Source organism: Streptomyces griseosporeus (assembly GCF_014656055.1).
GTDB classification, from domain to species: Bacteria; Actinomycetota; Actinomycetes; order Streptomycetales; family Streptomycetaceae; genus Streptomyces; species Streptomyces griseosporeus.
On record NZ_BNBR01000003.1, the window covers coordinates 520693 to 547528 of the forward strand.

Annotated in this window: 26 protein-coding genes; 13 read left to right on the plus strand and 13 right to left on the minus strand. The window is 72.0% G+C overall.

Annotation, left to right across the window (positions count from 1 at the left end):
- Window positions 1-5: 5 nt before the first annotated feature.
- The 5 genes from IE308_RS17065 to IE308_RS17085 all read right to left on the minus strand — a co-directional run bounded on the left by IE308_RS17065 (window position 6) and on the right by IE308_RS17085 (window position 5974).
- The gene (locus IE308_RS17065; RefSeq protein ID WP_229908906.1) at window positions 6-1223 is read right to left on the minus strand and encodes an RNA polymerase sigma factor; all 1218 of its coding nucleotides are present in this window, start codon (window positions 1221-1223) and stop codon (window positions 6-8) included.
- 9 nt (window positions 1224-1232) lie between these two features.
- Window positions 1233-1649 (minus strand): YciI family protein, encoded by a 417-nt coding sequence (locus IE308_RS17070; protein WP_190218601.1) that lies wholly within the window; start codon window positions 1647-1649, stop codon window positions 1233-1235.
- A gap of 497 nt (window positions 1650-2146) precedes the next feature.
- Window positions 2147-2740, minus strand: coding sequence for a GNAT family N-acetyltransferase (locus tag IE308_RS17075; protein ID WP_190218602.1), 594 nt, complete (start codon window positions 2738-2740; stop codon window positions 2147-2149).
- Between the two features lie 212 nt (window positions 2741-2952).
- A complete protein-coding gene (locus IE308_RS17080) occupies window positions 2953-4014 on the minus strand; it encodes a family 2 encapsulin nanocompartment cargo protein polyprenyl transferase (protein WP_229908941.1) in 1062 nt (353 codons plus the stop codon).
- A 553-nt stretch (window positions 4015-4567) separates the two neighbouring features.
- Window positions 4568-5974, minus strand: a complete 1407-nt coding sequence (locus IE308_RS17085; RefSeq protein ID WP_110630458.1) for a family 2B encapsulin nanocompartment shell protein — start codon at window positions 5972-5974, stop codon at window positions 4568-4570.
- Window positions 5975-6281: 307 nt separating this feature from the next.
- Between IE308_RS17085 and IE308_RS17090 the strand changes: the two genes are divergently transcribed.
- The gene (locus tag IE308_RS17090; protein WP_162655605.1) at window positions 6282-6872 is read left to right on the plus strand and encodes an N-acetylmuramoyl-L-alanine amidase; all 591 of its coding nucleotides are present in this window, start codon (window positions 6282-6284) and stop codon (window positions 6870-6872) included.
- Between the two features lie 22 nt (window positions 6873-6894).
- Window positions 6895-7788 carry a 1-aminocyclopropane-1-carboxylate deaminase/D-cysteine desulfhydrase gene (locus IE308_RS17095; protein WP_190218604.1) on the plus strand — a complete coding sequence of 298 codons (894 nt, stop codon included), beginning with the start codon at window positions 6895-6897 and terminating at the stop codon, window positions 7786-7788.
- 10 nt (window positions 7789-7798) lie between these two features.
- Here the strand turns inward: IE308_RS17095 and IE308_RS17100 are convergent, their stop codons facing one another.
- Complete coding sequence (locus tag IE308_RS17100; protein WP_190218605.1) at window positions 7799-9397, minus strand: Na+/H+ antiporter; 1599 nt, start codon at window positions 9395-9397, stop codon at window positions 7799-7801.
- Between the two features lie 61 nt (window positions 9398-9458).
- Between IE308_RS17100 and IE308_RS17105 the strand changes: the two genes are divergently transcribed.
- The 3 genes from IE308_RS17105 to IE308_RS17115 all read left to right on the plus strand — a co-directional run bounded on the left by IE308_RS17105 (window position 9459) and on the right by IE308_RS17115 (window position 11497).
- A complete protein-coding gene (locus IE308_RS17105) occupies window positions 9459-9719 on the plus strand; it encodes a UBP-type zinc finger domain-containing protein (RefSeq protein WP_110630452.1) in 261 nt (86 codons plus the stop codon).
- A gap of 249 nt (window positions 9720-9968) precedes the next feature.
- Window positions 9969-10382, plus strand: coding sequence for an ATP-binding protein (locus IE308_RS17110; RefSeq protein WP_110630450.1), 414 nt, complete (start codon window positions 9969-9971; stop codon window positions 10380-10382).
- Window positions 10379-11497, plus strand: a complete 1119-nt coding sequence (locus IE308_RS17115; RefSeq protein WP_190218606.1) for an RNA polymerase sigma factor SigF — start codon at window positions 10379-10381, stop codon at window positions 11495-11497. Before IE308_RS17110 ends, IE308_RS17115 begins: the two co-directional genes overlap by 4 nt.
- Window positions 11498-11535: 38 nt before the next feature.
- Here the strand turns inward: IE308_RS17115 and IE308_RS17120 are convergent, their stop codons facing one another.
- Window positions 11536-11976, minus strand: a complete 441-nt coding sequence (locus IE308_RS17120; protein WP_110630447.1) for a hypothetical protein — start codon at window positions 11974-11976, stop codon at window positions 11536-11538.
- Between the two features lie 128 nt (window positions 11977-12104).
- Here IE308_RS17120 and IE308_RS17125 point away from each other — a divergent pair, with 128 nt between their 5' ends.
- Window positions 12105-13073 carry a diacylglycerol/lipid kinase family protein gene (locus IE308_RS17125; protein WP_190218607.1) on the plus strand — a complete coding sequence of 323 codons (969 nt, stop codon included), beginning with the start codon at window positions 12105-12107 and terminating at the stop codon, window positions 13071-13073.
- A gap of 319 nt (window positions 13074-13392) precedes the next feature.
- A complete protein-coding gene (locus tag IE308_RS17130) occupies window positions 13393-13650 on the plus strand; it encodes a WhiB family transcriptional regulator (protein ID WP_003992873.1) in 258 nt (85 codons plus the stop codon).
- Window positions 13651-13884: 234 nt separating this feature from the next.
- Here the strand turns inward: IE308_RS17130 and IE308_RS17135 are convergent, their stop codons facing one another.
- On the minus strand, window positions 13885-15351 hold the full coding sequence (locus IE308_RS17135) for a sensor histidine kinase (protein ID WP_190218836.1): 1467 nt from the start codon (window positions 15349-15351) through the stop codon (window positions 13885-13887).
- A gap of 446 nt (window positions 15352-15797) precedes the next feature.
- Window positions 15798-16418: a TetR/AcrR family transcriptional regulator gene (locus tag IE308_RS17140; RefSeq protein WP_110630441.1), complete on the minus strand. Its 621-nt coding sequence runs from the start codon at window positions 16416-16418 to the stop codon at window positions 15798-15800.
- A 95-nt stretch (window positions 16419-16513) separates the two neighbouring features.
- On the opposite strand from IE308_RS17140, the gene IE308_RS17145 reads away from it, so the two are divergent.
- Together IE308_RS17145 and nagB are read left to right on the plus strand one after the other, a co-directional pair.
- Window positions 16514-17263 carry an SDR family oxidoreductase gene (locus IE308_RS17145; protein ID WP_190218608.1) on the plus strand — a complete coding sequence of 250 codons (750 nt, stop codon included), beginning with the start codon at window positions 16514-16516 and terminating at the stop codon, window positions 17261-17263.
- A 141-nt stretch (window positions 17264-17404) separates the two neighbouring features.
- Window positions 17405-18190 carry a glucosamine-6-phosphate deaminase gene (gene nagB, locus IE308_RS17150; RefSeq protein ID WP_110630437.1) on the plus strand — a complete coding sequence of 262 codons (786 nt, stop codon included), beginning with the start codon at window positions 17405-17407 and terminating at the stop codon, window positions 18188-18190.
- Between the two features lie 158 nt (window positions 18191-18348).
- Here nagB and IE308_RS17155 read toward each other — a convergent pair whose 3' ends face one another.
- From IE308_RS17155 to IE308_RS17170, 4 genes are all read right to left on the minus strand, one after another.
- A complete protein-coding gene (locus IE308_RS17155) occupies window positions 18349-19860 on the minus strand; it encodes a glycoside hydrolase family 3 protein (protein ID WP_190218609.1) in 1512 nt (503 codons plus the stop codon).
- Window positions 19861-19869: 9 nt separating this feature from the next.
- Entirely contained in the window at window positions 19870-20739 is an 870-nt protein-coding gene (locus IE308_RS17160) for a carbohydrate ABC transporter permease (RefSeq protein WP_110630433.1), read from the minus strand.
- The gene (locus IE308_RS17165) at window positions 20736-21719 is read right to left on the minus strand and encodes a carbohydrate ABC transporter permease (RefSeq protein WP_110630431.1); all 984 of its coding nucleotides are present in this window, start codon (window positions 21717-21719) and stop codon (window positions 20736-20738) included. Before IE308_RS17165 ends, IE308_RS17160 begins: the two co-directional genes overlap by 4 nt.
- Before the next feature lie 76 nt (window positions 21720-21795).
- Complete coding sequence (locus IE308_RS17170) at window positions 21796-23079, minus strand: extracellular solute-binding protein (RefSeq protein WP_110630429.1); 1284 nt, start codon at window positions 23077-23079, stop codon at window positions 21796-21798.
- 368 nt (window positions 23080-23447) lie between these two features.
- Here IE308_RS17170 and IE308_RS17175 point away from each other — a divergent pair, with 368 nt between their 5' ends.
- The 4 genes from IE308_RS17175 to IE308_RS17190 all read left to right on the plus strand — a co-directional run bounded on the left by IE308_RS17175 (window position 23448) and on the right by IE308_RS17190 (window position 26833).
- The gene (locus tag IE308_RS17175) at window positions 23448-24212 is read left to right on the plus strand and encodes a GntR family transcriptional regulator (protein WP_190218610.1); all 765 of its coding nucleotides are present in this window, start codon (window positions 23448-23450) and stop codon (window positions 24210-24212) included.
- A gap of 152 nt (window positions 24213-24364) precedes the next feature.
- Window positions 24365-24631 (plus strand): DUF3311 domain-containing protein, encoded by a 267-nt coding sequence (locus IE308_RS17180; RefSeq protein ID WP_110630426.1) that lies wholly within the window; start codon window positions 24365-24367, stop codon window positions 24629-24631.
- Entirely contained in the window at window positions 24628-26256 is a 1629-nt protein-coding gene (gene mctP, locus IE308_RS17185; protein WP_190218611.1) for a monocarboxylate uptake permease MctP, read from the plus strand. The genes IE308_RS17180 and mctP overlap by 4 nt, the downstream gene beginning before the upstream one ends.
- A gap of 70 nt (window positions 26257-26326) precedes the next feature.
- A complete protein-coding gene (locus tag IE308_RS17190) occupies window positions 26327-26833 on the plus strand; it encodes a GNAT family N-acetyltransferase (RefSeq protein ID WP_190218612.1) in 507 nt (168 codons plus the stop codon).
- Window positions 26834-26836: the final 3 nt, after the last annotated feature.

The following is a 26836-nucleotide window of genomic DNA, read 5'->3' on the forward strand; positions in this document are numbered from 1 at the left end:
GCACCCTAGGGCTTGTCGCGGGTGAGGCGTGCGGCGCGCTCGCGCAGATAGCGCTGCTCGGGGAGGCTCAGGGTGCGGGCGGCGGCCCGTTCGTAGGCGGCGCGGGCGGCGGTGCGGTCGCCGGCGCGTTCCAGCAGGTGGGCGCGGACGGCGTCCGCGCGGTGGCCCGGGTCGCCGTCCAGCCCGTCCAGTGCGGCCAGCCCCGCGCGCGGGCCGTGCACCATGGCGACGGCGACGATCCGGTTGAGCTGCTCGACGGGGCCGGGGACGAGACGGACGAGGACGTCGTAGAGGCCGAGGATCTCCCGCCAGTCGGTCTCCTCCTCCGAGGGTGCCTCGTCGTGCACGGCGGCGATGGCGGCGCGCAGCTGGTAGGGGCCGGGCCGGCGCCGGGCGAGCGCGCGTGTCACCAGGTCGACGCCCTCACGGATCGCGGCGCGGTCCCAGCGGTCGCGGTCCTGTTCGCCGAGCGGGATCAGCTCCCCGTGCGGCCCGCTGCGCGCGTCCCGGCGGGCGTCGGTCAGCAGCATCAGCGCGAGCAGCCCGGCCACCTCCTCGTCGTCGGGCAGCAGGTGGTGCACGGTGCGGGTCAGCCGGATCGCCTCGCCGGCCAGGTCGCGCCGCTGGAGACTCGCGCCCGAGGTGGCCGTGTACCCCTCGTTGAAGATCAGGTAGAGGGTGTGCAGGACGGCCGGGAGCCGTTCGGCCCAGTTGTCGGGCCGCCCGAAGCGCACGCCCCGCACCTTCTTCTTGGCCCGGCTGATCCGCTGCGCCATCCCCGCCTCGGGCATGAGGTGGGCGCGGGCGATCTCCGCCGTGGTCAGGCCGCCGACCGCGCGCAGGGTGAGCGCGATCTGCGCGGGCCGGCCGAGCGTGGGATGGCAGCACAGGAAGAGCAGCGCGAGCGTGTCGTCCTCACGCGGGGCCCTGTCCCCGTCCCCGTCCACGTCCCGCGAGCCGAGCGCCGCCGCCCGCTCCTCCCGGGCCCGGCGCGCCGCGTCGCTGCGCAGCGCGTCGGTCAGCCGCCGCGAGGCCACCCTGATCAGCCAGCCCCGCGGGTTGTCCGGCACCCCGGCCCGCGGCCACTGCTCCGCCGCCGCGAGCAGCGCCTCCTGTACGGCGTCCTCGGCGGCGTCGAAGTGCCCGTACCGCCGGACCAGCGCGCCGAGGACCTGCGGCGCGCACCGGCGCAGCAGGTCCTCGGTGGGGGTGGGGACGTCCATCGGGCACGCTCAGCAGTCCCCGGCGCTCCCGTCCATGATCGGCCGGATCACGACCGCCCTGCGGGCCGCGCCCTCCGGCTGGGGGCAGCGGCTGACGTGCTCGGCGATCTCGGTGACCCGCTCCAGGCTCGCGCAGTCCAGCACCCAGTACCCGGCGAGGACCTCCTTCGTCTCGCCGTACGGCCCGTCGGTGATCACGGGCTTGCCGTCCGCGTCCACGGTGACCAGGCGGGTCCGCGCCGGCTCGGCGAGGCCCTGCCCGTCGATCATCTCGCCGGTCTCGGCGAGGTCGTCGTTGAGGGCGCCCATGTAGGCGTACACGGCCTGGACCTCCTCCTCGCTCCAGGCCGGTGACGTCTCGGAGGCCTTGCCGGCCATGCCCTCGTACTCCGCCTGCGTGCCCTGCACCATGACCAGGTACTTCATCGGTCCGCTCCTTGTGCGTTCGTCGGCCTCGGTCGGCTTTCACAGGGGACGTCGGAGCCGGTCCGCGATTCTCGACACGGTGGTCAGGAATTCTCGGGTCAGGAATTCTCGGGACCGGGGGCGGGGGCGGTACCGGGGGCGGGGGCGGCGTCAGTGCCCGTGCCTGCGCTCGTGCCTGCGCCTGTGCCTGTGCCCGTGCTCGTGCCCGTGCCGCCGTCCTCGCGGGCCGGCTCCGGCGCACGGGGCTCCCCAGGAGGCGCTGCGGACTTGTTCCCGACCGCGCTCCCCGCCCGGCCGTGCTCCTCGGCGGCCGGTGTGCCGTACGCCGCGCAGCCGGGGTTGCGGCAGGGCCCCGGCGCCCACACCGGCACCCACGCGCCCAGCGTCTTGTGGCGCCGGACGACCGTCTCGACAGGCTGTCCGCAGACGGGACAGACGTGTTCCTCGCGGTCCATTCCCTCAGCGTAGGGCGGCCCGGCCTCCGGCGCCCCTCGCCGTCAGCCGCGCGGCTCGCGCCACATGGGCCACATGCGGGGGCCGTCCGGCAGGTCGAGGACGCGCTCGGTGAGGGTGGCGAACCCGAGGCGGGCGTACAGGGCGCGGCTGCGGGCGCTGCTCGCCTCCAGGTAGGCGGGCACACCGTCGCGGTCGCAGCGGTCGAGGACGTGCGCGAGGAGGGCGCTGCCGAGGCCCTCGCCCTGGCGGCCGGGGGCGACGCCGATCATCCACAGGTACTCGTGGGCGCGGTGCGCGGGGTGGATCCCCGCGGTGAGCCGGCCGATCAGCTCGACGCGTTCGTTGGCCGGGTCGACGGCCTCACGCAGCAGGGCGGGGCCGTCGTCGTCGGTGTGCTCCCCGGCCGGGACGGACAGCCACAGGGCGCAGGCGGAACCGTCCTCCGTGAGGTCGACGCGGCCCTCGGCGAGCACGATGTCGGTGAAGGCCGCCATCAGCCGGTGGTGGGTCCTGCGGCGGTGGTCGGCCGCAGGAAACACCCAGGAGCTGACCGGATCGTCCTGGAAGGCCTCGTCCAGCAGCCGGATCACCAGCTCCCGGTCGCCCTCCCCCGCAGCCCGGATCGCCACGCCCATGTCCACCCCTCCGCCTCAACCGCCGTTTCCGCCAAGGAGGTTGAGCCTATCCAGGGCCCGGTACGGGGGCATGTCCGGGGCCCCGTGCGGGGAGGGCGGGCCCCGCGCACCGTGGGGTTGCGCGGGGCCCCTCCGGCCGGCACCGCCGGGGACCGTGCGGGGTCAGGAACCGCACGGTCGCCGGCGGCCCGGGGTCCGGTGGCGGGCGGCGGTCAGGTGCTGCGCCGGGTGACGAACTCGGCCAGCGCGAGCAGCCCTTCGGCCGACTCCGGCTCCGGGATCGCGCGGGACAGTGCCTGCACCGCGCGGGCCATCCGGTCGGCGGCCTCGGTCTGCGCCCAGTCCCGCCCGCCGGCCCGCTCCACGGCGAGTGCCGTGCCGTTCAGGTCCTCCTTGTCGTACGGCGTCTCGTACAGCGCGGCCAGCTCCGCCGCCGCCGGGGTGCCGGAGGCGAGCGCCGCGACCACCGGCAGGGACTTCTTGCGGGCGGCGAGGTCCGCGCCGGCCGGTTTGCCGGTGCGGCTGGGATCGCCCCAGATGCCGATGACGTCGTCGATGAGCTGGAAGGCGAGCCCGGCCTCCCGGCCGAACGCGTCCAGCGCCTCGACGTCCCGCGCGGACGCTCCCGCGTACAGCGCCCCCACCGCGCAGGCGCAGCCGATCAGCGCGCCGGTCTTGGCCTCGGCCATGGCGAGCACCTCCGCCAGGCCCACGTCGGCGGGGCCGCGCCGCTCCAGCGAGGTGTCCGCGTGCTGCCCGGCGCACAGTTCGACGACGCAGTCCGCGAGCCGGGCCGCCGCGGCGGCGGAGGCCGGGTGCGGGTCCTCGGCGAGCAGCCGCAGGGCGAGCGCCAGGAGGGCGTCCCCGGCGAGGATCGCGTCGGCGTCGCCGAACACGGTCCAGGCGGTGGGCCGGTGCCGGCGGCTGGCGTCCCGGTCCATCACGTCGTCGTGGAGCAGGGTGAAGTTGTGGACCAGTTCCACCGCGACGGCGGCCCGTACGGCGCCGCCCCGGGCCGCGGGGCCGCCGAGCGCGGCGGCTGCCGCGAGGACGAGCGCGGGCCGCAGGGCCTTGCCCGCGCCGCCGGAGGCCTGTCTGCCGTCCGCCTCCTGCCAGCCGAAGTGGTAGAGCGCGACACGGCGCATGGGGCCCGGCAGGGTCTCCAGGGCCGCACGCAACTCGGGGTCGACCACGGCACGGGTGCGCCGCAGGATGTCGGCTGCCTCGGCACCGTCACCCGGGGCTTCCGGGGTGACCCGGGCCTCTGGTGCCACCGGCGCTTCCGGGACAGCGGGAGGCACGGCCGGTGTCGTCGGGGTGGCCGGGGGTACGGCCGGTGCCCTCGGAGTGGCCGGGGGTACGGCCGGTTCCCTCGGAGTGGCCGGGGGCACGGCCGGTGCCGTCGGGGCGGCCGGGAGTACGGCCGGTTCCCTCGGAGTGGCCGGGGGTACGTCCGGTGCGACCAGGCCGCCTGCACGTGCGGCCGGGGTGTCCGGAGCCGCGGCGGCCGAAGGCACGGCCGGCCCGGCCGGGGCTGACGGACGTGCCGCCGGTACCACCCGAGCCGTCGGTACCGCCGGGGCGGGCGCCGCGGCCGGGGTGCCGGCATCCCCCCGGCGCGCGCGCTGACCGCTGATCCCGGGCGGTCCCGGCCGTGGCGTGGTGCGGACGCCGCCCGGGCTGTCGGCGGGCTGGGTCAGGGACTCGGTCAACGGCTCCCCCTCGGCAGGTCGGCGGACGGCGGCCGTGCCGCCGGGGTCCGGCCGGTGCCCCCGCGGTGCCCCCGCCCGGGCGGGCGGGCGCACGGCGTCCCGGCGGCGGGGACGGTCATCGCCAGCGGCCGATCTCGACGTTCTCCAGCACGCCGAGGGCATCGGGGACGAGGACGGCGGCCGAGTAGTAGGCCGTCACGAGGTACTTGATGATGGCCTGTTCGTTGATGCCCATGAACCGCACGGACAGGCTCGGCTCGATCTCGTCGGGGATGCCGGACTGGCGCAGGCCCACGACGCCCTGGTCGGCCTCGCCGAGACGCATCGCGATGATGGAGCTGGTGCGCTCGGGTGTGACCGGGATCTTGTTGCACGGGTAGATCGGCACGCCCCGCCAGGTGGGGATGCGGTTGCCGCCGACGTCGATGGTCTCGGGCACCAGTCCGCGCTTGTTGAGTTCGCGGCCGAACGCGGCGATCGCGCGCGGGTGGGCGAGGAACATCTTGGTGCCGCGCCGCCGGCTGAGCAGCTCGTCCATGTCGTCCGGGCCGGGCACGCCGTCGTGCGGCTGGATCCGCTGGTCGTACTCGCAGTTGTGGAGCAGGCCGAACTCGCGGTTGTTGACCAGCTCGTGCTCCTGGCGCTCCTTCAGCGCCTCGACCGTGAGCCGCAGCTGCTGCTCGGTCTGGTTCATCGGCTGGTTGTACAGGTCGGCCACGCGCGAGTGGATGCGCAGCACGGTCTGGGCGATGCTCAGTTCGTACTCGCGGGGCCGGGCCTCGTAGTCGACGAAGGTGTGCGGGATGTCCGGCTCGCCGGAGTGGCCGGCGGCGAGTTCGACCTCCTTCTCGCCGTACTTGTTGGTGCGCTGCTCCGGAAGGGCGCGCTGCTGCTGCAGGTGGCCGCTGAGGGACTCGGCGCGCTCGGCGACCTGCTCGACGTGGTCGCGGCTGAGGACGAGCAGGGTGCACGCCGTGTCCGCGCGGGCGGTGTACTCCCAGATGGCGTCCCCGCTCATCAGCGCCGCGTCGCCGAAGTAGGCGCCGTCGGCGAGCACGCCGAGCACCTGGTCGTCGCCGTAGGGGCCGGTGCCGACCTTCTCGACGCGGCCGTGCGCCAGCAGGTAGACCTCGTCGGTGCGGCTGCCGAAGGAGGCGATGACCTCGCCCGCGGCGACCTCGCGCTGGGTGCAGCGCCGGGCGAGTTCGGCCAGCACGTCCTCGTCCTCGTACCCCCTGAACGCGGGCAGTTCGCCCAGCTCGGCGGGGATGACCTCGACGCGGTCGCCGGTCTTCACGAACGTGATGCGGCCGTCGCCGACGGCGTACGTCAGGCGTCGGTTGACGCGGTATGTGCCGCCCTGCACGTCCACCCACGGAAGCATCCGCAGCAGCCAGCGCGAGCTGATCTCCTGCATCTGCGGAACGGACTTGGTGGTGGTGGCCAGGTTCCGCGCGGCCGCGGTGCCGAGGCTCTGCTGCGGCCTGCCCTGCTCGGTGCGGACCTCTTCGCCTACCGACATAAGGAATTGCCCTCCCGGTCATGCTCCGGCATCCGAACTGCGCCGGGCATTCGATCTCGTGACCAGGGTTTCATCACGCACCGTGCCGGTGCTATTACACGAAAGAGCGGGGTTGGAACCCCGCACGGTGGGCACAAATGGGGGCTCTGTCCAGCGGTCGGCGGCTCCGCCGGTTGTCCGGATCGGCTCGCACACTGTGCGAAGCAGGTGGTCCGGATCGTTCCGTTTCGGTAGAAGGTCCGTTACGAAAGACGGCCGCGTTCTGCGGCCGTGGACAGCAGCACGACGGAACGCCGAGGAGGCAGTCATGGCCTCGCCCCTGTCCGCAAGCGCATTCCTGGACGCCCTCAGAGACGAGGGCCTGACCGTTGTCGAGGTCGGCGACTGGCGCCATCACAACCGCAATCACAAGGGCCCGTGGGGGCCCGTGCACGGCGTGATGATCCATCACACGGCGACCGAGGGTGCCGCCCGGACCGTCGAGCTGTGCCGCAAGGGCTACACCGGTCTGCCGGGCCCGCTGTGCCACGGCGTCATCACCAAGGACGGCACCGTCCACCTCGTCGGCCACGGCCGCGCCAACCACGCCGGTCTCGGCGACGACGACGTGCTGCGCGCGGTGATCGCGGAGAAGGCGCTGCCGCACGACAACGAGGCGAACACCGACGGCAACCGGCACTTCTACGGCTTCGAGTGCGAGAACCTCGGCGACGGCCAGGACCCCTGGCCGCCCGCCCAGCTGGCGGCGATGGAGAAGGCCGCGGCGGCGCTGTGCCGGCGGCACGGCTGGACCGAGCGGTCGGTGATCGGCCACCTGGAGTGGCAGCCGGGGAAGGTGGATCCGCGGGGGTTCACGATGGCGTGGCTGCGGGAGCGGATCCGGGACCGCCTGAAGTGAGCGCCTGTTCGACAATGGGGCGGTGACCGGTCCCGACGCCCTGCGGCCCCGCCTGCCCTCCCCGCTTCAGGAGGTGCGGGACGACCGTTTCGACCGGCGCGGTGTGCGCCTGCTGCTGAAGCGGGAAGACCTGATCCACCCGGAGCTGGTCGGCAACAAGTGGCGCAAGCTGGCCCCGAACCTCACGGCCGCGGCCGGCCGTACGGTCGTCACCTTCGGCGGGGCCTGGTCGAACCATCTGCGGGCCACCGCCGCCGCGGGCCGGCTGCTCGGCGTGCCGACGGTGGGCGTGGTGCGCGGCGACGAACTGGCCGCGCGCCCGCTCAATCCCTCGCTGGCCCGGTGCGTGGCCGACGGCATGCGGCTGCACTTCGTCGACAGATCGACGTATCGCCGCAAGGCGGAGCCGCAGACGCTGGCCGGGCTGCTGCGCGCGGCCGGTGCGCAGGGGGCGTACGTCGTCCCGGAGGGCGGCAGCAACGCGCACGCCGTCCACGGCTGCGTGGCCCTCGGCGCCGAGCTGCGCGGGGCCGCGGACGTCGTCGCCGTGGCCTGCGGCACCGGCGGCACGCTCGCGGGCCTGGCCGCCGGCCTCACCCCGGACCAGCGCGCCCTCGGCGTCCCCGTCCTGAGGGGCGGCTTCCTCGCGGAGGAGGTGCGGCGGCTCCAGACGGAGGCCTTCGGCGGGCCGCGCGGCGCCTGGTCGCTGGACGACCGCTTCCACGGCGGCGGCTACGCGCGCGTACCGGCCGAGCTGGACGCCTTCGCAGCGGCGTTCGAGGACCGCCACGGCCTGCCCGTCGAGCGTCTTTATGTGGCCAAGTTGCTGTACGGACTGGCCGCGCTGGCGGAGGAGGGCGCCTTCCCGCGCGGGACGACCGTGGCGGCGGTGATCACCGGCCGGCCGTTCCCCTGACCGGTGCCGGTCAGGCCGTCTCCCGGTAGGCCGCCGCCTCCTCCAGGTCCAGGCGCCGCAGCAGGGTGCGCAGCATCTCGTCGTCGATGTAGCGGCCGTCCCTGAGCTTCACGAACACCTCGCGCTCGGCGCTGATCATCTCGCGGGAGAGCCGGCGGTAGGTGTCGTCGACGGTCTCGCCGGTGACCGGGTTGACCTGGCCGAGGCGTTCCCAGACGGCATTGCGGCGGCGTTCGAGGACCGTGCGGAGGCGGTCGGCGAGCGGCGGCGGCAGGGTGTTGCGCTCGTCGGAGAGCAGGTCGTCCAGCCGCTGCTCGGCGGCGCGGGAGGCCTGTGCCTGGGCGTTGGCCTCGGCGAGCGTCTCGGCCTGGGTGTCGCGGCCGGGGAACTTCAGCAGGCGGATCAGCGGCGGCAGCGTCAGGCCCTGCACGACCAGCGTGCCGATCACGGTGGTGAAGGTGAGGAAGAGGACCAGGTTGCGGTGCGGGAACGGTTCCTCGCCGTCGTGCAGGGTGAGCGGGATGGAGAAGGCGATGGCGAGGGAGACGACGCCCCGCATGCCGGCCCAGGCGATGACGACGGGCCCGCGCCAGGTGGGGTTGTCCTCGCGCTCTCTGATCCGCGCCGACAGCAGGCGCGGCAGGAAGGTCGCCGGGTACACCCACAGGAAGCGGGTCGCGACGACGACGAGGAAGAGGGCGACCGCGTACCAGGCGGCCTCGGCACCCTCGTACTCGCCGAGCCCGCGCAGCACGAACTGCAGCTGCAGGCCGATCAGCGCGAAGACCGCGGACTCCAGGACGAAGGCGACCATCTTCCACACCGCCTCCTCCTGGAGGCGGGTGGCGAAGTCGACCTCCCAGGCGCGGTGGCCGAGGTAGAGCGCCACGACGACGACGGCGAGGACGCCGGAGGCGTGGAACTGCTCGGCGGCGGCGTAGGCGACGAACGGGATGAGCAGCGAGAGCGTGTTCTGGAGGAGGGGTTCCTTCAGGTGCGTGCGCAGCCAGTGGATCGGCGCCATGAGGACGAGGCCCACGGCGACGCCGCCGACCGAGGCGATCAGGAACTCCCTGATGCCGCCCGCCCAGGAGGCGCCCTCGCCGATCGCGGCGGCGACGGCGACCTTGTAGGCGGTGATCGCGGTGGCGTCGTTCAAGAGGGACTCGCCCTGGAGGATCGTGGTGATCCTGGACGGCAGGCCGACCCGGCGGGCCACCGCGGTGGCCGCGACCGCGTCCGGCGGCGCGACCACCGCGCCCAGCACCAGCGCCGCCGTCAGCGGCAGCCCGGGCACGAGCGCGTAGGCGGCGAGCCCGACGACGACGGTGGCGAACAGCACGTACCCGACGGAGAGCAGCGCCACCGGCCGGGTCTGCGCGCGCAGGTCGAGGTAGGAGCTGTCGGTGGCCGACGTGTACAGCAGGGGCGGCAGCAGCAGCGGCAGGACCACGTCCGGTTCGAGGGTGTAGTCGGGGACGCCCGGGAGGTACGACACCGCCAGGCCGACCGCGACCAGCAGCAGCGGCGCCGGCACGGGGGTGCGCCGGGCCACCGCGGCGATCGCGGCACTCCCCGCCACCAGCAACAGCAGCGGCATCACGTCCATCGGCCTCGCCCACCCTCTTTTTCCGCGCGGTCGTCCGCACAGCCGTCGTAATCTGGCAATCATGAAACAGTGCACGCACGCGGACGCGCTGCCGCACCCCGAACCGGCGCCGCTGAGCGAGACGTGTCCGGAGTGCCTGCGGGACGGCACCCACCCCGTGCAGCTGCGGCTGTGCCTGACGTGCGGGCACGTCGGCTGCTGCGACTCCTCTCCGGGCCGGCACGCGACGGCCCACCACGCGGACACCGGGCACCCGGTGATGCGGACCTTCGAGCCCGGCGAGGACTGGCGCTGGTGCTTCGTGGACCATGTCCTGGTGTGAGTCCGGCGGGTACGGTTCGGACGTCTGACGTCTGGGTACGTCAAACCGGCGCGCGCTTCTCCCAATTGGGGCCGCCCACCCTCTAGCCACGGAGCGTATCCGGAGCTTTACTATGAGTGACGGCAAGGGGTTGGGGTCCTGGGGACAGGAAAGTTCAGAGCGCGGTAGCGTCACCGCTGAACCACACATCGCGTTACCCCGGGGGGCGACCCTCGGCCCCGAACAGCTTGTACCACCTTGGAGGTGAGGGTGTCCCACATCGACGGCGAGCCCGTGACCCAGGACTTCGTGGAAGTCCGGCTGCCGGCCGCGGGTGCCTACCTGTCGGTGCTGCGGACGGCCACGGCCGGTCTCGCGGCCCGTTTGGACTTCACCCTCGACGAGATCGAGGACCTGCGCATCGCGGTGGACGAGGCCTGCGCGATCCTGCTCCAGCAGGCCGTGCCCGGGTCGGTGCTCTCCTGTGTGTTCCGGCTCGTCGACGACTCGCTGGAGGTCACCGTCTCGGCGCCGACCACGGACGGCCACGCCCCCTCGCGGGACACCTTCGCCTGGACCGTGCTGTCCGCGCTGGCGGGCAAGGTCTCCTCCGCCGTGGACGAGGACAAGACTGTGTCGATCAGCCTCTACAAACAGCGCGGCGCGGGACCCGGGCCGGCGTGAGGAACGGGGACGGGCCGGTGCGGGACGAGGAGCGCGGCACACGGGAACTGCCTCCCGAGGACGCCCTGGGGGCCCAGGAGGGCTCCCGGCGCATGGCTGACGGCATCGACGGCATCCCGGAACAGGCCCGGCCGCATCCGGTGGACGACCCCGCCGAGGCGGGCGTCCCCGACGGCGGGCGACGGGGGCACGACGGCGCCGCGCAGAGCACGCCTGAGGACGAGCGGATCGGGGTCACCCCTGTCCGGGCACCGGCGAGGGCTCGGGGAAGGGCAACGGGCGGGACGATGAGCGAGCACGAGCGAAACGGCGAGCACGACGCGCCGGGCGCGCAGAACGCGCCGGGCGTGCGGCACGACCCGCAGGACCGCAGCGGCGCGCGGGCGCTGTTCGTCGAGCTGCGCGGCCTGAAGGAGGGCAGCCCGGAGTACGCGGAGCTGCGCAACCGGCTGGTCCGCATGCACCTGCCGCTCGTGGAGCACCTCGCGCGCCGTTTCCGCAACCGCGGCGAGCCGCTGGACGACCTCACCCAGGTCGCGACGATCGGCCTGATCAAGTCGGTCGACCGGTTCGACCCGGACCGCGGGGTGGAGTTCTCGACGTACGCGACCCCGACGGTCGTCGGCGAGATCAAGCGGCACTTCCGCGACAAGGGCTGGGCGGTGCGGGTGCCGCGCCGGCTCCAGGAGCTGCGGCTGTCGCTGACGACGGCCACGGCGGAGCTGTCGCAGCAGCACGGCCGCTCCCCCACGGTGCACGAGCTGGCCGAGAAGCTGGCCATCTCGGAGGAGGAGGTCCTGGAGGGCCTGGAGTCGGCCAACGCCTACTCCACGCTGTCCCTGGACGTCCCCGACACCGACGACGAGTCCCCCGCGGTCGCCGACACCCTCGGCGCGGAGGACGAGGCGCTGGAGGGCGTCGAGTACCGGGAGTCCCTCAAGCCGCTGCTGGAGGACCTGCCGCCGCGGGAGAAGCGGATCCTGCTGCTGCGCTTCTTCGGCAACATGACCCAGTCGCAGATCGCGCAGGAGGTCGGCATCTCGCAGATGCACGTCTCGCGGCTGCTCGCGCGGACGCTGGCGCAGCTGCGGGAGAAGCTCCTCGTCGAGGAGTGAGCCGCCCGGCAGGCTCCTGCCGGAGGCCGGGTCCCGGGTTACTTCTGGGCGCCGCCGGGCCCGCGGATCCCGAGGGCCCGGGTGGTCTCCCCGTTCACCAGCAGGACCAGCGAGGTGACGGCGACGACGGCGAGGACGATCCCGACCGGGATGCCGGTGCCGTCGGAGGTCAGCAGGTTGTACGCCACCGGCAGCGCCATGATCTGCGTGATGACGGCCGGGCCGCGGCTCCAGCTGCGGCGGGCGAGCAGTCCGCGCGCGGCCAGCAGCGGCAGCAGCGCGAGCACGGCCAGGGTGATGCCGCCGGTGACGGCCTGCTGCCGGTCGTCCGGGTCGCCGGTGAGGCCGAGGACGAGCATCCAGACCCCGCCGGCGACCAGCGCGAGCCCCTCCAGGGCGGCGAGCGCGGCGGCGTACGTCAGGCGCCGCGGGCGCGGGCCGGCGGGCTGTTCGGTGCTGGTGGTCTGCTCACTGCTCACCCCTGAAGGGTAGCCCTCACGAGGGGCCGCTCCCGGGGCCGGACTCCCGACCGCTCCCGGGCCCGGGCTCTTACCGGATCCCTACCTCGCGCTGGGCGCGGTACCGCCCAGTAGGTACCCTGCACGTCATGCGTGCACTTCTCGTGGTCAATCCGGCAGCTACCACCACCAGTGCACGGACGCGTGACGTGCTCATCCATGCGCTGGCCAGCGAGATGAAGCTGGAGGCGGTCACCACCGAGTACCGCGGCCACGCCCGCGACCTGGGCCGGCAGGCGGCGCTCGCCGAGGACATCGACCTCGTGGTGGCGCTCGGCGGCGACGGCACGGTCAACGAGGTGGTCAACGGCCTGCTGCACGCCGGCCCCGATCCGGAGCGGCTGCCCGGCCTGGCCGTGGTCCCCGGCGGCTCCACCAATGTCTTCGCCCGCGCCCTCGGCCTGCCGAACGACGCCGTGGAGGCGACCGGCGCACTGCTGGACGCGCTGCGCGAGGGCAGCGAGCGCACGGTCGGCCTGGGCCTGACCTCGGGCACGCCGGGCACGGAGGACGCGGAGGTGCCGCAGCGCTGGTTCACCTTCAACGCCGGGCTCGGCTTCGACGCGGGCGTGGTGGGGCGAGTCGAGCAGCACCGCGAGCGCGGCAGGAAGTCGACGCACGCGCTCTACGTCCGCCAGGTGGTGCGCCAGCTGCTGGGCGAGCCGAACCGCCGGCACGGCACGATCACGCTGGAGCGGGCGGGTGAGGAACCGGTCACGGAACTCGTACTTTCCATAGTCTCGAACACATCACCGTGGACGTTCCTGGGTAACCGGCCCATCTATGCGTCTCCCAAGGCCTCGTTCGACACCGGGCTGGACGTGTTCGGTCTCAGCCGACTGTCCACCGCCTCGGTTGCCCGGTATGGCACCCAGTTGCTCACTTCGTCCCCGGAGCGCGGACCGCACGGCAAGCACGCGGTCGCGCTGCACGATCTGGACCAGTTCACCTTGCATTCGAAGGTGCCGCTGCCCCTCCAGATGGACGGTGACCACCTGGGCCTGCGAACCAGCGTGACGTTCACAGGTGTACGCCGTGCACTGCGTGTGATTGTGTGAGCAGAACGGGCCAAAGTCCTTTCACTCGAACGTTTAGGCCAGGATCCACCCCATGGAAGTACGGCTGTGACCTAGTCGACACCGAAGAATCAAAAAAAACTTTCCGGAAGGGGTTGTATCCGCCGCTGAGGTTTGCGAGTCTCTACGTGGCGATCGGGACGGCCCGCAACACCGGCCTCCACTGATCACCAGAACCCCTCTACAAACCCAGGACCACGCCGGGGAACCCGGCGGTCGGCCCTTCACTTGTTGAGGGATTCGTGAAAGCGTTCACATTCACAAGCACCCTGCACAGTCATACCAAGGAGAGGTAGCAGCCATGGACTGGCGTCACAACGCCGTTTGCCGCGAGGAAGACCCCGAGCTCTTCTTCCCCATCGGCAACACCGGTCCTGCGCTGCTGCAGATCGAGGAAGCCAAGGCCGTCTGCCGTCGCTGCCCGGTGATCGAGCAGTGTCTGCAGTGGGCGCTCGAGTCCGGCCAGGACTCCGGCGTCTGGGGTGGTCTCAGCGAGGACGAGCGCCGCGCCATGAAGCGCCGTGCCGCCCGCAACCGGGCCCGTCAGGCCTCCGCCTGACACACGCACCCCTGCTGACAGCCTGAGCTTGGCGGCGCGTACAGCGTGTACGCATCTCCCGCCCCCGAGCCGCAGCGCGCAGTACCCCCGACGCGCTTTACGTAGCAGAGCAGCAGTCGAGCATCAGCCTCGGACCAATGGCGGTCCGGGGCTTTTTGCTGCCCGGACACGGAGTGTGACGGCGCCCTCGACGCCCTTGTGGCGCGGCCACTTGGGCTGCCCGGGCGCGGGCCGCTACTTCTGTGCCCGCACCGGGATGTCCAGGATCACCTGCGTGCCCCGCTCGGGCGCCGGGACCATGTCGAAGCTGCCGCCCAGTTCGCCCTCGACCAGGGTCCGTACGATCTGCAGGCCCAGGTTGCCCGAGCGGTGCGGGTCGAAGCCCTCGGGCAGGCCGACGCCGTCGTCCTGGACGGTGACGAGCAGCCGCGCCTCCTTCGTCGTACCGCCGCGGACCGCGGACACCTCCACGGTGCCGGTGTCGCCCTCGCGGAAGCCGTGCTCCAGGGCGTTCTGCAGGATCTCGGTGAGGACCATCGACAGCGGAGTGGCGACCTCGGCGTCGAGGATGCCGAAGCGTCCGGTGCGCCGGCCGGTGACCTTGCCCGGGGAGATCTCGGCGACCATGGCGAGGACGCGGTCGGCGATGTCGTCGAACTCCACACGCTCGTCGAGGTTCTGCGACAGCGTCTCGTGCACGATCGCGATCGAGCCGACCCGGCGCACGGCCTCCTCCAGCGCCTCCCGGCCCCGCTCGGAGTCGATGCGCCGGGCCTGCAGACGCAGCAGGGCGGCCACGGTCTGCAGGTTGTTCTTCACCCGGTGGTGGATCTCCCGGATGGTCGCGTCCTTGGTGATCAACTCGCGTTCGCGGCGGCGCAGTTCCGTGACGTCCCGCAGCAGCACCAGCGAACCGATGCGCGTCCCCTTGGGTTTGAGCGGGATCGCCCGGAACTGGATGACCCCTTCGCTGGCCTCGATCTCGAACTCGCGCGGCGCCCAGCCGCTCGCGAGCTTGGCCAGCGCCTCGTCCACCGGGCCGCGGGTCGGGGCGAGTTCGGCGGTGATCTGCCCCAGGTGGTGGCCGACCAGGTCGGCGGCGAGTCCGAGGCGGTGGTAGGCGGACAGGGCGTTCGGGGAGGCGTACTGGACGATGCCTTCGGCGTCCAGACGGACCAGGCCGTCGCCGACGCGCGGCGAGGCGTCCATGTCGACCTGCTGGTCGGGGAACGGGAACGAGCCGGCCGCGATCATCTGCGCGAGGTCGGAGGCGCTCTGGAGGTAGGTCAGCTCCAGGCGGCTCGGGGTGCGCACGGTGAGCAGGTTGGTGTTGCGGGCGATGACGCCGAGGACGCGGCCGTCCCGCCGTACGGGGATCGACTCGACCCGTACGGGGACCTCCTCGCGCCACTCCGGGTCGCCCTCGCGCACGATACGGCCCTCGTCGAGCGCGGCGTCCAGCATGGGCCGGCGGCCGCGCGGGACGAGGTGGCCGACCATGTCGTCCTGGTAGGAGGTCGGGCCGGTGTTGGGCCGCATCTGGGCGACGGAGACATAGCGTGTGCCGTCGCTGGTGGGCACCCACAGCACCAGGTCGGCGAAGGAGAGGTCGGAGAGCAGCTGCCACTCCGAGACCAGCAGGTGGAGCCACTCGAGGTCGGAGTCGTCGAGGGCGGTGTGCTGGCGGACCAGTTCGTTCATGGAGGGCACGTCAGCGAGCGTACCCGCCCGTTTGTGCAGGCCCGAAACGGCGCGGGCGGCGCGGGTGCGGACCGGTGCGGGTGCTGTGAGACACGGCCCCGGAAACACCCGCGGGCCGCGGCGCCTGGGAGGGACCCTCAACCCTCCCGGCACCGCAGCCCGGAGCAATATCGGCCGTGGGGTGTGCGGTCCCGGTCGGCCGAAGGATGAGGAGCCGGGGCAGTCAGGGCAGAGAGCTCCGGTTCCTCGGTCCGTCTTCCTGTGCGGGGAAGACGGAGGCTGTGCGATCCGCGCTCCGTTGCGCGTGGTTCTCCGCGCGTCTGCGCGCGGCCCTGCATACGCATTGTGGACTAGACCACTCCGCGTGTCCATGCGTCGGCGGCCGTTTTGTCGGCGCCCTCGGGGCGCACGCGACCGCTGCTCCTGCGAAGCCTAGCCGCACCCGGTCAGGTGCGGGGCCAGATGGACAGGGCGAATTCCGCGACGGCCTCCAGTTCCTGCCGGCTCGCGCCGTCGCGGGCCTGCTGGGACATGCCCTGGATGACCACTCCGGTGTACCGGGCGAGCGCCGCGGCGTCGGTGTCCTCGGGCAGCTCGCCCGCGGCGACTCCGGCCCGGATGCGGTCCGCAATCGCGGCGATGGTGGCGTTGCGCCGCCCGCGCAGGAACTCCTCCACCTCTGCGTTGGTGCAGTTGGTGGCGGCGTGGGCGTACAGGCAGCCGTGCGGGTGACCGGGGGCGGTGTACTCGGCGGCGGCCTCGCGCAGCAGCCGGGCGACGGCGGCGCGGGCCGTGGGCTCCTCGGCGAGCGCGCGGACGCCGAACGAGCCGTACCGCTCGTCGTAGGCGCGGACGACCTCCTCGAACAGGGCCTGCTTGTCGCCGAAGGCCGCGTACAGGCTGGGGGCGCCGATGCCCATGACGCGGGTGAGGTCGGAGACGGACGTGGCCTCGTAGCCGCGCTCCCAGAACGCCATGACCGCCTTCTCCAGCGCCGTCGCCCGGTCGAAGGAGCGGGGGCGGCCGCGGCGGCCGGCCGGGGGGCGGGAGTCCTCTGTGCGCACCATGGAGTGAATTTTAGAGCGGACGCTAGAGAAATGTCGGCGGGCTCGGGTACGGTCTTTCTGTAGCGATCGTTAGGAAATTTTCGAGGGGGTTCGTCATGGGTGTGCTTCAGGGCAGGACGGCGCTGGTCACGGGCGCGAGCAGGGGGATCGGGCGGGCGATCGCCGAGCGGCTAGGCCGGGACGGGGCGCGGGTCGCCGTGCACTACGGCAGCAGCGAGGCCGCGGCGAAGGAGACCGTCGCCGCGATCGAGGCGGCGGGCGGCAGCGCCTTCGCCCTGCGCGCCGAACTCGGCGTGCAGGGAGACGCCGAGGCGCTGTGGGAGGCCTTCGACCGGGCAGCGGACGGCGTGGACGTCCTGGTCAACAACGCGGGGGCGGCGACGTTCGCGACGATCGCCGAGACGGACGAGGAGACGTACGACCGGGCCCTGGCGGTCAACGCCCGGGCGCCCTTCTTCATCGTCAAGCACGGACTGCGCCGGCTGCGCGACGGGGGCCGGATCGTCAACGTCACGGCGGCCACGGACCACGGCATACCCGCCATCGCCGCCACCCACATGGCCAAGGGCGCCGTGACGGCCCTGACCCGCTCCCTCGCGGTGGAGCTGGCGCCGCGCGGGATCACCGCCAACTCGGTCGCGCCGGGATTCGTCGACACGGACCTGACGGCGGGGGTGCTCGCCGACCCGGCCCTGCGGGCCTACGCCGAGGGGGTGTCGGCGTTCGGCCGCGTCGGCACGCCGGAGGAGGTGGCGGACGTGGTGGCGTTCCTCGCCTCGCCGGATTCCCGCTGGGTCACCGGGCAGCACATCGACGCGACGGGAGGTGCGCATCTGGCGCTGTGAGGCGCCGGCGTCCGAGGGGGCGGCAAGGGTCCGGGTACCTGTGGTTCCCATGGGCGGTGACGGCCGATTCTGTTAGATTGGTCTAAACCACATAGTCCTACCGGGCCCTCCTCCAGCCCCCTCTCAGAACGGCAGGCCAGCGTGGAAGTTGTCATCGTTCCGGACGCCGCATCGGGCGGCGAGCTCATCGCCGAGGCCATGGCGCAGCTGCTGCGGCGCAAGCCGGACGCGCTGCTCGGCGTCGCCACCGGCTCGACCCCGCTGCCGATCTACCGGGCGCTGACCGCCAAGGTCCGCTCCGGTGCCGTGGACGCCTCGCGGGCGCGGATCGCGCAGCTCGACGAGTACGTGGGGCTGCCCGCCGAGCACCCGGAGTCCTACCGCTCCGTGCTGCGGCGGGAGGTGCTGGAGCCGCTCGGGATCCCGATGGACAACTTCATGGGCCCGGACGGCACGGCGCGGGACGTGCAGGCGGCGTGCGAGGCGTACGACCGCGCGCTGGCCGGGGCCGGCGGGGTGGACCTCCAGCTGCTGGGCATCGGCACCGACGGGCACATCGGGTTCAACGAGCCGTGCTCCTCGCTCGCCTCGCGCACCCGGATCAAGACGCTCACCGAGCAGACCCGCGTGGACAACGCGCGCTTCTTCGACGGGGACATCGAGCAGGTGCCGCACCACGTCATCACGCAGGGCATCGGCACCATCCTGGAGGCACGGCACCTGGTGCTGCTGGCCACCGGCGAGGGCAAGGCCGACGCGGTCGCGGCGACCGTCGAGGGACCGGTGGCGGCGGTGTGCCCGGCGTCGGCGCTCCAGCTGCACCCGCACGCCACGGTCGTGGTGGACGAGGCGGCCGCCTCCAAGCTGAAGCTGGCGGACTACTTCCGGCACACCTACGCCAACAAGCCGGAGTGGCAGGGGATCTGAGACCTATCGCGCACCGCGCGGAAGGCGCCGGGTCCCTGGTGGGGGACCCGGCGCCTTTGTGGTTCCGGCGGACTCGCGGAGGGGCGCGCGGAGCGGGGCAGTCAGGGCAACCGGGCTACCGGAGTACCGGGGCTACCGGGACTGCCGGAATGCCGGGCCTACTCCCCCGCCGCACCCGCGATCACCTCCGCCGCCGCGCGGCCGCAGACGCGGGCGGCGCCGTGGGTGGCGATGTGCAGGGCGCCGCGCGGCGGGGACTGGGGGACGCCCATCTCGACGACGACCGTGTCGGGGCGGGCGGCGAGCAGGGTGTCGAGGGCGGCCGTCATCCAGGGGTGGCGGTGCTCGTCGCGGACCACGGCGACGATCCGGCGCGCACCGGCCGCCACCAGGGCCGCGCGGCCCGCGTCCTCGCCCGCGAAGCTGCCGGTCTCCGTGCCGGGCAGCAGCCGGGCCAGCTCGGCGGCGACACCCCAGGGGGTCTCGTCACCGACGGCGATGTTGGCCACCGGGCTGAGGGCGGCGACGTAGGGCGCCTCGGTGAGCGGGGTGAAGGTGTCCCCGCCGGTGATCCTCAGGGCGCGCCGGGCGGCGATCAGGCCCACCTCGGGGTGTCCGGGGGTGGCCGGTTCCCCGGCCAGGGCGACGGTCGGGGCGCCGGCCGCGGTCCAGCGGGCGAGGCGGCGGACGCGTTCGGCGGCGTCGGCGAGGCGCTCCTCGGGCAGCTCGCCCGCGCGGACGGCGGCGACCAGGGCGTCGCGCAGGCGGCGTACGGTCTCGTCGTCGGCGAGGCCGCCGCCCACGCAGATCGCGTCGGCGCCGGCGGCGATGGCAAGGACGCTGCCGCGTTCGATGCCGTAGGTGGCGGAGATGGCCTGCATCTCCATGCCGTCGGTGACGATCAGGCCGTCGTAGCCGAGTTCGCCGCGCAGCAGGTCGGTGAGGATGCGGCGGGACAGCGTCGCCGGGTGCTCGGGGTCCAGGGCCGGGACGAGGATGTGGGCGCTCATCACCGCGCGGGTGCCGGCGGCGATCGCGGCGCGGAAGGGGGCGAGGTCCCGGGCGGCCACCACGTCGGCGCTCGCGTCGATGCGGGGCAGGGCGTGGTGGGAGTCGACGGCGGTGTCGCCGTGGCCGGGGAAGTGCTTGGTGCAGGCGGCGACGCCGGCGGACTGCAGGCCCTGGACGTAGGCGGCGGTGTGCCGGGCGACCAGGTCGGTGTCGGCGCCGAAGGAGCGGACGCCGATGACCGGGTTGGCGGGGTTGGAGTTGACGTCGGCCGAGGGGGCCCAGTCGAAGTTGACGCCGCAGGCGGCGAGGCGGCGGCCGAGTTCATGGGCGACGGCGCGGGTCAGTTCGACGTCGTCCACCGCGCCGAGGGCGTGGTTGCCGGGGAAGGAGGAGCCGGTGCGCACCTCCAGGCGGGTGACGTCACCGCCCTCCTCGTCGACGGCGACCAGGACGTCGTCGCGTTCGGCACGCAGCTGGGCGGTGAGGGAGGCGAGTTGCTCGGCCGAGGCGATGTTGCGGCCGAACAGGCCGACCGAGGCGAGGCCCTCGCCGAGGCGGCGCAGCAGCCAGTCGGGGGCGGAGGTGCCCGTGAACCCGGGCTGGAGCACGGTCAGGGCGTCACGGGTGAGGGTGTCGGTGCCGCCGGCGATGGTCGTCATCGGGTCGCGTTATCCCTTCACGGCGCCGGCGGTCAGACCCGCGGCCATCTTGCGCTGGACGAGGAGGAACAGGACGACGATCGGCACGGCCATCATCGTGGCGCCGGCCATCATCGGGGCGTATTCGGTGCCGTGTTTGGTGGTGAAGTTGCCGAGCCAGACGGTGGCGGTCTGGTTCTTCTGGCTGAGCAGCATGAGGGCGTACAGGTACTCGTTCCAGGCCTGGATGAAGGCGTAGACCGAGGTGGCGACCATGCCGGGGGCCAGCAGGGGGAAGACGACGCGGATGAAGGCGCCGGTGCGGGAGCAGCCGTCGACCATGGCCGCCTCCTCCAGTTCGCGCGGGATGTTCACGATGAAACCGCGCAGGGTCCACACCGTGAAGGGGAGGACGAAGGTCAGGTAGGTGATGATGAGGCCGGTGAGCCGGTCGTACTGGCCGAGGTCGTTCAGCAGCAGGAAGACCGGGATGATCATGGCGACGAGCGGGACCATCTGGACCGCGAGGATGCCGACGATCACGATCTTCCGGCCGCGGAAGGCGAAGCGGCTGATGGCGAGCGCGGCCAGGGTGCCGACGACGATGCCGACGAGGACGACCGACAGCGACACGATGAGGCTGCGGCCGACGGGGCCCCAGAAGTCGGCGATGTTCAGGGCCCGGTCGAAGTTGTCGAAGGTGATGCCGGTCGGCAGCAGGCTCGGGTCCGGGTCGATGGCGTCCTTGGCCGGCTTGAAGGCCGTGTTCAGCATCCAGTAGAGCGGGAAGCCGGCGACGAGGAAGACCAGCAGGCCGAGCAGGTTCCAGCCGAGGCGGGACGGGCGGCGGGCGGCGGCCGGTGCGGCGCCGTCCGTTGTGGCGACCGTGGCGGTGCTCATTCGACCTCTCCGATCTTCAGCATCTGGCGCATGTACACGGCGACCACGCCGAGCAGGAGCAGCACGGTCAGCAGGGCGATCGCCGAGCCCTGCGCGTAGTCGTTGACCACGAAGGCGCGGTCGTAGGAGTAGGTGTTGAGGACCTGGAACTCGGCCTCGGGGTGGCCGTTGCGCATGACGAACACCTGCGGGAAGACGCCCATGTCCCAGATGACCGACAGGGTCGTGAGCATCACGATGATCGGCTTGAGGATCGGCAGGGTGACGAACCGGAAGACGCCCCAGGCGCCGGCGCCGTCCAGCCGGGCGGCCTCCTCCAGTTCCTTGGGGACCTGGGTGAGACCGGCGCTGAGGGTGATGACCACGAAGGGCACCGCGCCCCACACCACCAGCAGCATGATCACGGCCAGGCCCTGCGGACCGCTGGCGAACCAGTTGTGGCCGATCATGTCGACGCCGGGCAGCTTGCTGAGCAGGGCGTTGAAGACGCCGTAGTCGGAGTCGAAGAGCCACTTGAAGACGGTCGTGGCGACGATGACGGGCATGCCCCAGCTGGCCACCAGGACGATGTTGATGAGGGTCTTGAGCCAGCCGGAGACCTTCTGCAGCAGCAGCGCGATCAGCATGCCGATGACCATGGTGAGGACGACGGCGCCCCCCGCGAAGACGATCGTGCGCACCACGACCGTCCAGAACTCGTCGTCGCCCAGCACGTCGGTGAAGTTGTCGAAGCCGACCGACTCGGCGGGCTGGAAGCCCCACAGCTGGGACTGCCCGAACTTCTGGAAGGACAGGGTGACCAGCCGCAGCAGCGGATAGCCCATCACCAGGACGAGCACCAGCAGACAGGGCGCGAGCAGCAGCCACGGGGTCGCGGCCCCGCCGGAGGTGCGTTTGCCCCCGGGTCGCTTCGGCGCGGGCGGCGGTGCCTGCCGCGGCGGCGGCACCTTGGCAGGGGTGGTCGTGTCTGCGGCACTCATCGCGCGCTCCTCAGCGGTCCTTCAGAGGTCGTAACGGCGGCGGGGCCCCCGGGTGCCGGGAGCCCCGCCGGGAAGGTCACTTGGTGTTGATGACCTTGTCGATCGCGGCGTCCGCCTCCTTGGCGGCGTCCTCGACCGACTTCTTGCCGGTGCCGATGTTCTGGAGCATCGTCTGCAGGACCTGGGCCTTCTCGACCTGGCCCCAGCCGGGCGCCATCGGGACGAACCAGTTGGACTCGGCCGCGGTGGCCGGGACCGCCGTCGCCGGGTCGTTCTTCAGGGTGGCGAGGTCGGTCTTGTTGTTGGGCAGGTTGCCCTTGGCCATCAGGCCCTTCTGGCCGGCGGCGCCGGTGAGGGCGTTGATCCACTCGGCGGCGACGTCCTGCGCGTCGGACTTCACCGGGACGGCGAGGTCGGAGCCGCCGAGGAAGACCGGGAGGTTCTTGCCGGACGGGCCGGGCGCGACGAAGTTCTCGACGTTGCCCTTGAGCTTGCCGGTCTTGTCGTTCTTCGGGTCGGCGGCGGTCGCGCCCTCCCACGCCGGGGCGAAGATCATGCCGGAGTTGCCCTGGCCGTAGACGATGTACCGGTCGGACTCGTCCTTGGTCTTGTCGCCGTGCATGTACTTGTCGACGACGTTCTTGAACTCGGTCAGGCCCTTGATCGACTCGGGCGAGGAGAGGCTGGCCTTCCACTGGCCGCCCTCCTCCTTGGCGATGGCGCCGCCGGCGTCGAAGACGAAGGACATGGCGGCGTACCAGTCACGGGTGGGCTGGTACCAGGCGCTGAACTTGCCGCCCTGCTTCTGCTGCACCTTGTCGAGCGCGGCGGTCAGCTCCTGCCAGGTCTTCGGCGCGGACTTGACGCCCACCGAGGCGAAGAGGTCCTTGCGCCAGTTGGCGACGCGGCCACCGGCGTAGTACGGCACGCCGTAGGTCTTGTCCTCGTAGGTCACCGAGGCCTTCAGGCCGTCCAGCCAGGCCGCGGAGTTCTCGAACTTGGCGGGGTCCAGCGGGGCGAAGGCGCCCTTGACCATGTAGGGCAGCATCTCGGTGTTGCCCATCTCGACCACGTCGGGCGCCTTGTCGGTGGCGAGGACGGCGTCGAGCTTGGCGTTCTTGTCCGGCCAGCCGTAGTACTCGTGGTTGATCTTGATGCCGGGGTGCTTCTTCTGCACCGCGTCGTCGGCGGCCTTCACCAGCTCCGGCCAGTTGTTCTGCGCGTCGACGGTGAGCCACACCGTCAGTTCCTTGGCGTCGGCGCCCTTGTCGGAGCCGCCCTTGCTGTCGCTGTCCCCGCACGCCGCGATGGAGACCATCATGCCCGCGATACCGATCGCGGCTATCAGCTTGCGCTTCACGCCACCCTCCTCAGGGATGCACACGAACCCCCCTGCCTCCCCGCGGTGAACGTCGAACGCGAACCGCCCATGGGGCCGGGACTGGACCAATGGTGTAGACCAGTACGGGGAGCTTGGCCCAGACCAAAGGGTGTGTCAAGGGTGCGCGAATCCGCTCCGACCAGCCGTTATGCGACCTACATATGCAGGAACCTTTAAGTAAGAACCCCGCGAAAAGACGCCGACTTGCGGCACACTCCAGGTAGACCACTTGGCAGCGATGGACTAGACCAAAACAGCGGCCGAGGGTATACAGAGGAGATCACGGAACGCGCGGGCGGCCGATGGTGTGTCGGCCGCTTCGGCACCGAGGGCCGGGAAGGCAGAGCATGAGCACCGAGGTCAGCAGTGCGGAGAACGAGGGTGGGGCGACCGTCCGTACCGCGCGTGTGCCCAAGTACTACCGCTTGAAGAAGCACCTGCTCGACATGACGGAGACGCAGGCGCCCGGCACACCGGTGCCACCCGAGCGCACGCTGGCCGCCGAGTTCGACACCTCCCGCACGACCGTCCGGCAGGCCCTGCAGGAACTGGTCGTCGAGGGCCGCCTGGAGCGCATCCAGGGCAAGGGCACGTTCGTCGCCAAGCCGAAGGTCTCCCAGGCGCTGCAGCTCACCTCGTACACCGAGGACATGCGCGCGCAGGGCCTGGAGCCCACCTCGCAGCTGCTGGACATCGGCTACATCACCGCGGACGACCGGCTCGCCGGCCTGCTCGACATCACCGCGGGCGGGCGGGTGCTGCGCATCGAGCGGCTGCGCATGGCCAACGGCGAGCCGATGGCCATCGAGACCACCCACCTGTCCGCCAAGCGCTTCCCGGCGCTGCGCCGGTCGCTGGCCAAGTACACCTCCCTGTACACCGCCCTCGCCGAGGTCTACGACGTCCATCTCGCCGAGGCCGAGGAGACCATCGAGACCTCCCTCGCCACCCCGCGCGAGGCGGGCCTGCTCGGCACCGACGTGGGCCTGCCGATGCTGATGCTGTCCCGGCACTCCCTGGACAAGGACGGCAATCCGGTCGAATGGGTGCGGTCGGTCTACCGCGGGGACAGGTACAAGTTCGTGGCGAGGTTGAAGAGGCCCCAGGACTGACGCCCCGTGAGAAGGCCTCCGACGCCGCTCACCGGGCGGCCTTCCCGGACTTTGCGGACCGATATGCGGACGGGGTCTTCCTAAGTCCTTTATCCGTCACCTACATTGCGTCCCTGTTTCGCAGGTGATCGGTTAGGGGACGGAGCCGCCTGATGTCGCAAGCCCCAGAAGTTTCCAGAGGGCCGGTGGTGACGCCTGTGCGCGTCGTCATCGGCCTCTGCCTGATCGCGCCCTTCGTGGCGATGCTGTGGGTCGGTTCGTACGCCAAGACGGACCCGGCCTTCATCGGGATCCCGTTCTTCTACTGGTACCAGATGCTGTGGGTGGTCATCTCCACCGCGCTGACCATGATCGCTTACCAGCTGTGGCGGCGTGACCAGCGCGCCCGCGCGTCCCGGAAGGGTGGTGCGGAGCAGTGAAGGACGGCGTGAACGGCGTCGCGCTCGGCGTCTTCATCTTCTTCTTCCTCCTCGTCACCGTCCTGGGCTTCCTGGCCGCACGGTGGCGCAAGGCCGAGAACGAGCACAGCCTGGACGAATGGGGCCTGGGCGGACGGTCGTTCGGCACCTGGATCACCTGGTTCCTGCTCGGCGGCGACCTCTACACGGCGTACACGTTCGTCGCCGTGCCTGCGGCGATCTACGCGGCGGGCGCGTCCGGCTTCTTCGCGGTGCCGTACACCATCCTCGTCTACCCGCTGATCTTCACGTTCCTGCCGCGGCTGTGGTCGGTGTCGCACAAGCACGGCTATGTGACGACCTCGGACTTCGTGCGCGGCCGGTTCGGCTCCAAGGGCCTGTCGCTGGCGGTGGCGGTGACCGGCATCCTGGCGACGATGCCGTACATCGCGCTCCAGCTCGTCGGCATCCAGGCGGTGCTGGACGTGATGGGCGTCGGCGGCGGCGAGGACACCAACTGGTTCGTGAAGGACCTGCCGCTGCTGATCGCGTTCGGCGTGCTCGCGGCGTACACCTACTCCTCGGGTCTGCGCGCCCCGGCGCTCATCGCCTTCGTGAAGGACACGCTGATCTACATCGTCATCGCGGTGGCGATCATCTACATCCCGATCAAGCTGGGCGGCTTCGACGACATCTTCGCCAAGGCCGGCGAGGCGTTCTCGCAGACCAACCCGGCCACCGGCAAGCCGAAGGGCGCCCTCGCGCCGGCGGAGGCCGGCCAGTGGACGTACGCCACGCTGGCGCTGGGCTCGGCGCTCGCGCTGTTCATGTACCCGCACTCGATCACCGCGACGCTGTCCTCGCGCAGCCGTGAGGTGATCCGCCGCAACACCACGATCCTGCCGCTGTACTCCCTGATGCTGGGCCTGCTCGCGCTGCTCGGCTTCATGGCGATCGCGGCCGGGGTGAAGGTGCAGAACGGCCAGCTGGCCATCCCGCAGCTGTTCGAGACGATGTTCCCGGACTGGTTCGCGGGCATCGCGTTCGCGGCGATCGGCATCGGCGCGCTGGTCCCGGCGGCGATCATGTCGATCGCGGCGGCGAACCTCTTCACCCGCAACATCTACAAGGACTTCATCAAGCCGGACGCCACGGCCCAGCAGGAGACCGCCGTCTCCAAGATCGTGTCGCTGCTGGTGAAGGTCGGCGCGCTGGTCTTCGTCCTCACCATGGACAAGACGGTCGCCATCAACTTCCAGCTGCTCGGCGGCATCTGGATCCTGCAGACCTTCCCGGCGCTGGTCGGCGGCCTGTTCACGCGGTGGTTCCACCGCTGGGCGCTGCTCGCCGGCTGGGCGGTCGGCATGGTCTACGGCACGATGGCCGCGTACGGCGTCGCCTCGCCGACGCAGAAGCACTTCGGCGGCTCGGCGAAGGAGATCCCGGGCATCGGCGAAATCGGCTACATCGGTCTGACGGCGTTCGTGCTGAACGTCGCGGTGACGGTGGTGCTGACCTTCGTCCTGAAGGCCGTGAAGGCCCCCGAGGGCGCCGACGAGACGAAGCCGGAGGACTACACGGCCGACGCGGGCGACCCCGGCGTCCAGGTGGAACTTCCGCCGGCCACCGCGGGAAGCGCGCACTGACCCCTCTCCACTCCCAGCGGGCCGCCGAAAGCAGCTGCTTCGGCGGCCCGTTGTCGTCCACACTCCCCCCATGGACATCCTTATCCGGCCCGCCGACCCCACCGAACACGCCGCCCTCGGCGAGATCACCGCGCAGGCCTATCTCGGAGACGGTCTGCTGGACTTCGGCGCGGACGACCCGTACCTCGGGGAGCTGAGGGACGTCGCGAAGCGCGCCGCCGCCGCGGAGGTGCTGGTCGCCGTCGACGGCGACCGGCTGCTCGGCGGCGTCACCTTCGTCCCGTCCGGCGGTCCCATGGCCGACATCGCCCGCCCCGGCGAGGCGGAGATCCGCATGCTCGCGGTGGACCACGCGGCGCGCGGCCGGGGCGCCGGGGAGGCGCTCGTGCGGGCCTGTGTCGAGCGCGCGCGGGCCACGCGGGGCTGCCGGGCCGTCGTGCTGTCCACCCAGCGCACCATGCACGCCGCCCACCGGATCTACGAACGCCTGGGCTTCGTCCGCACCCCCGAGCGGGACTGGAATCCCGTGCCGGAGCTCGACGACATCATGCTCCACACGTACGAGTTGACGCTCTGACAC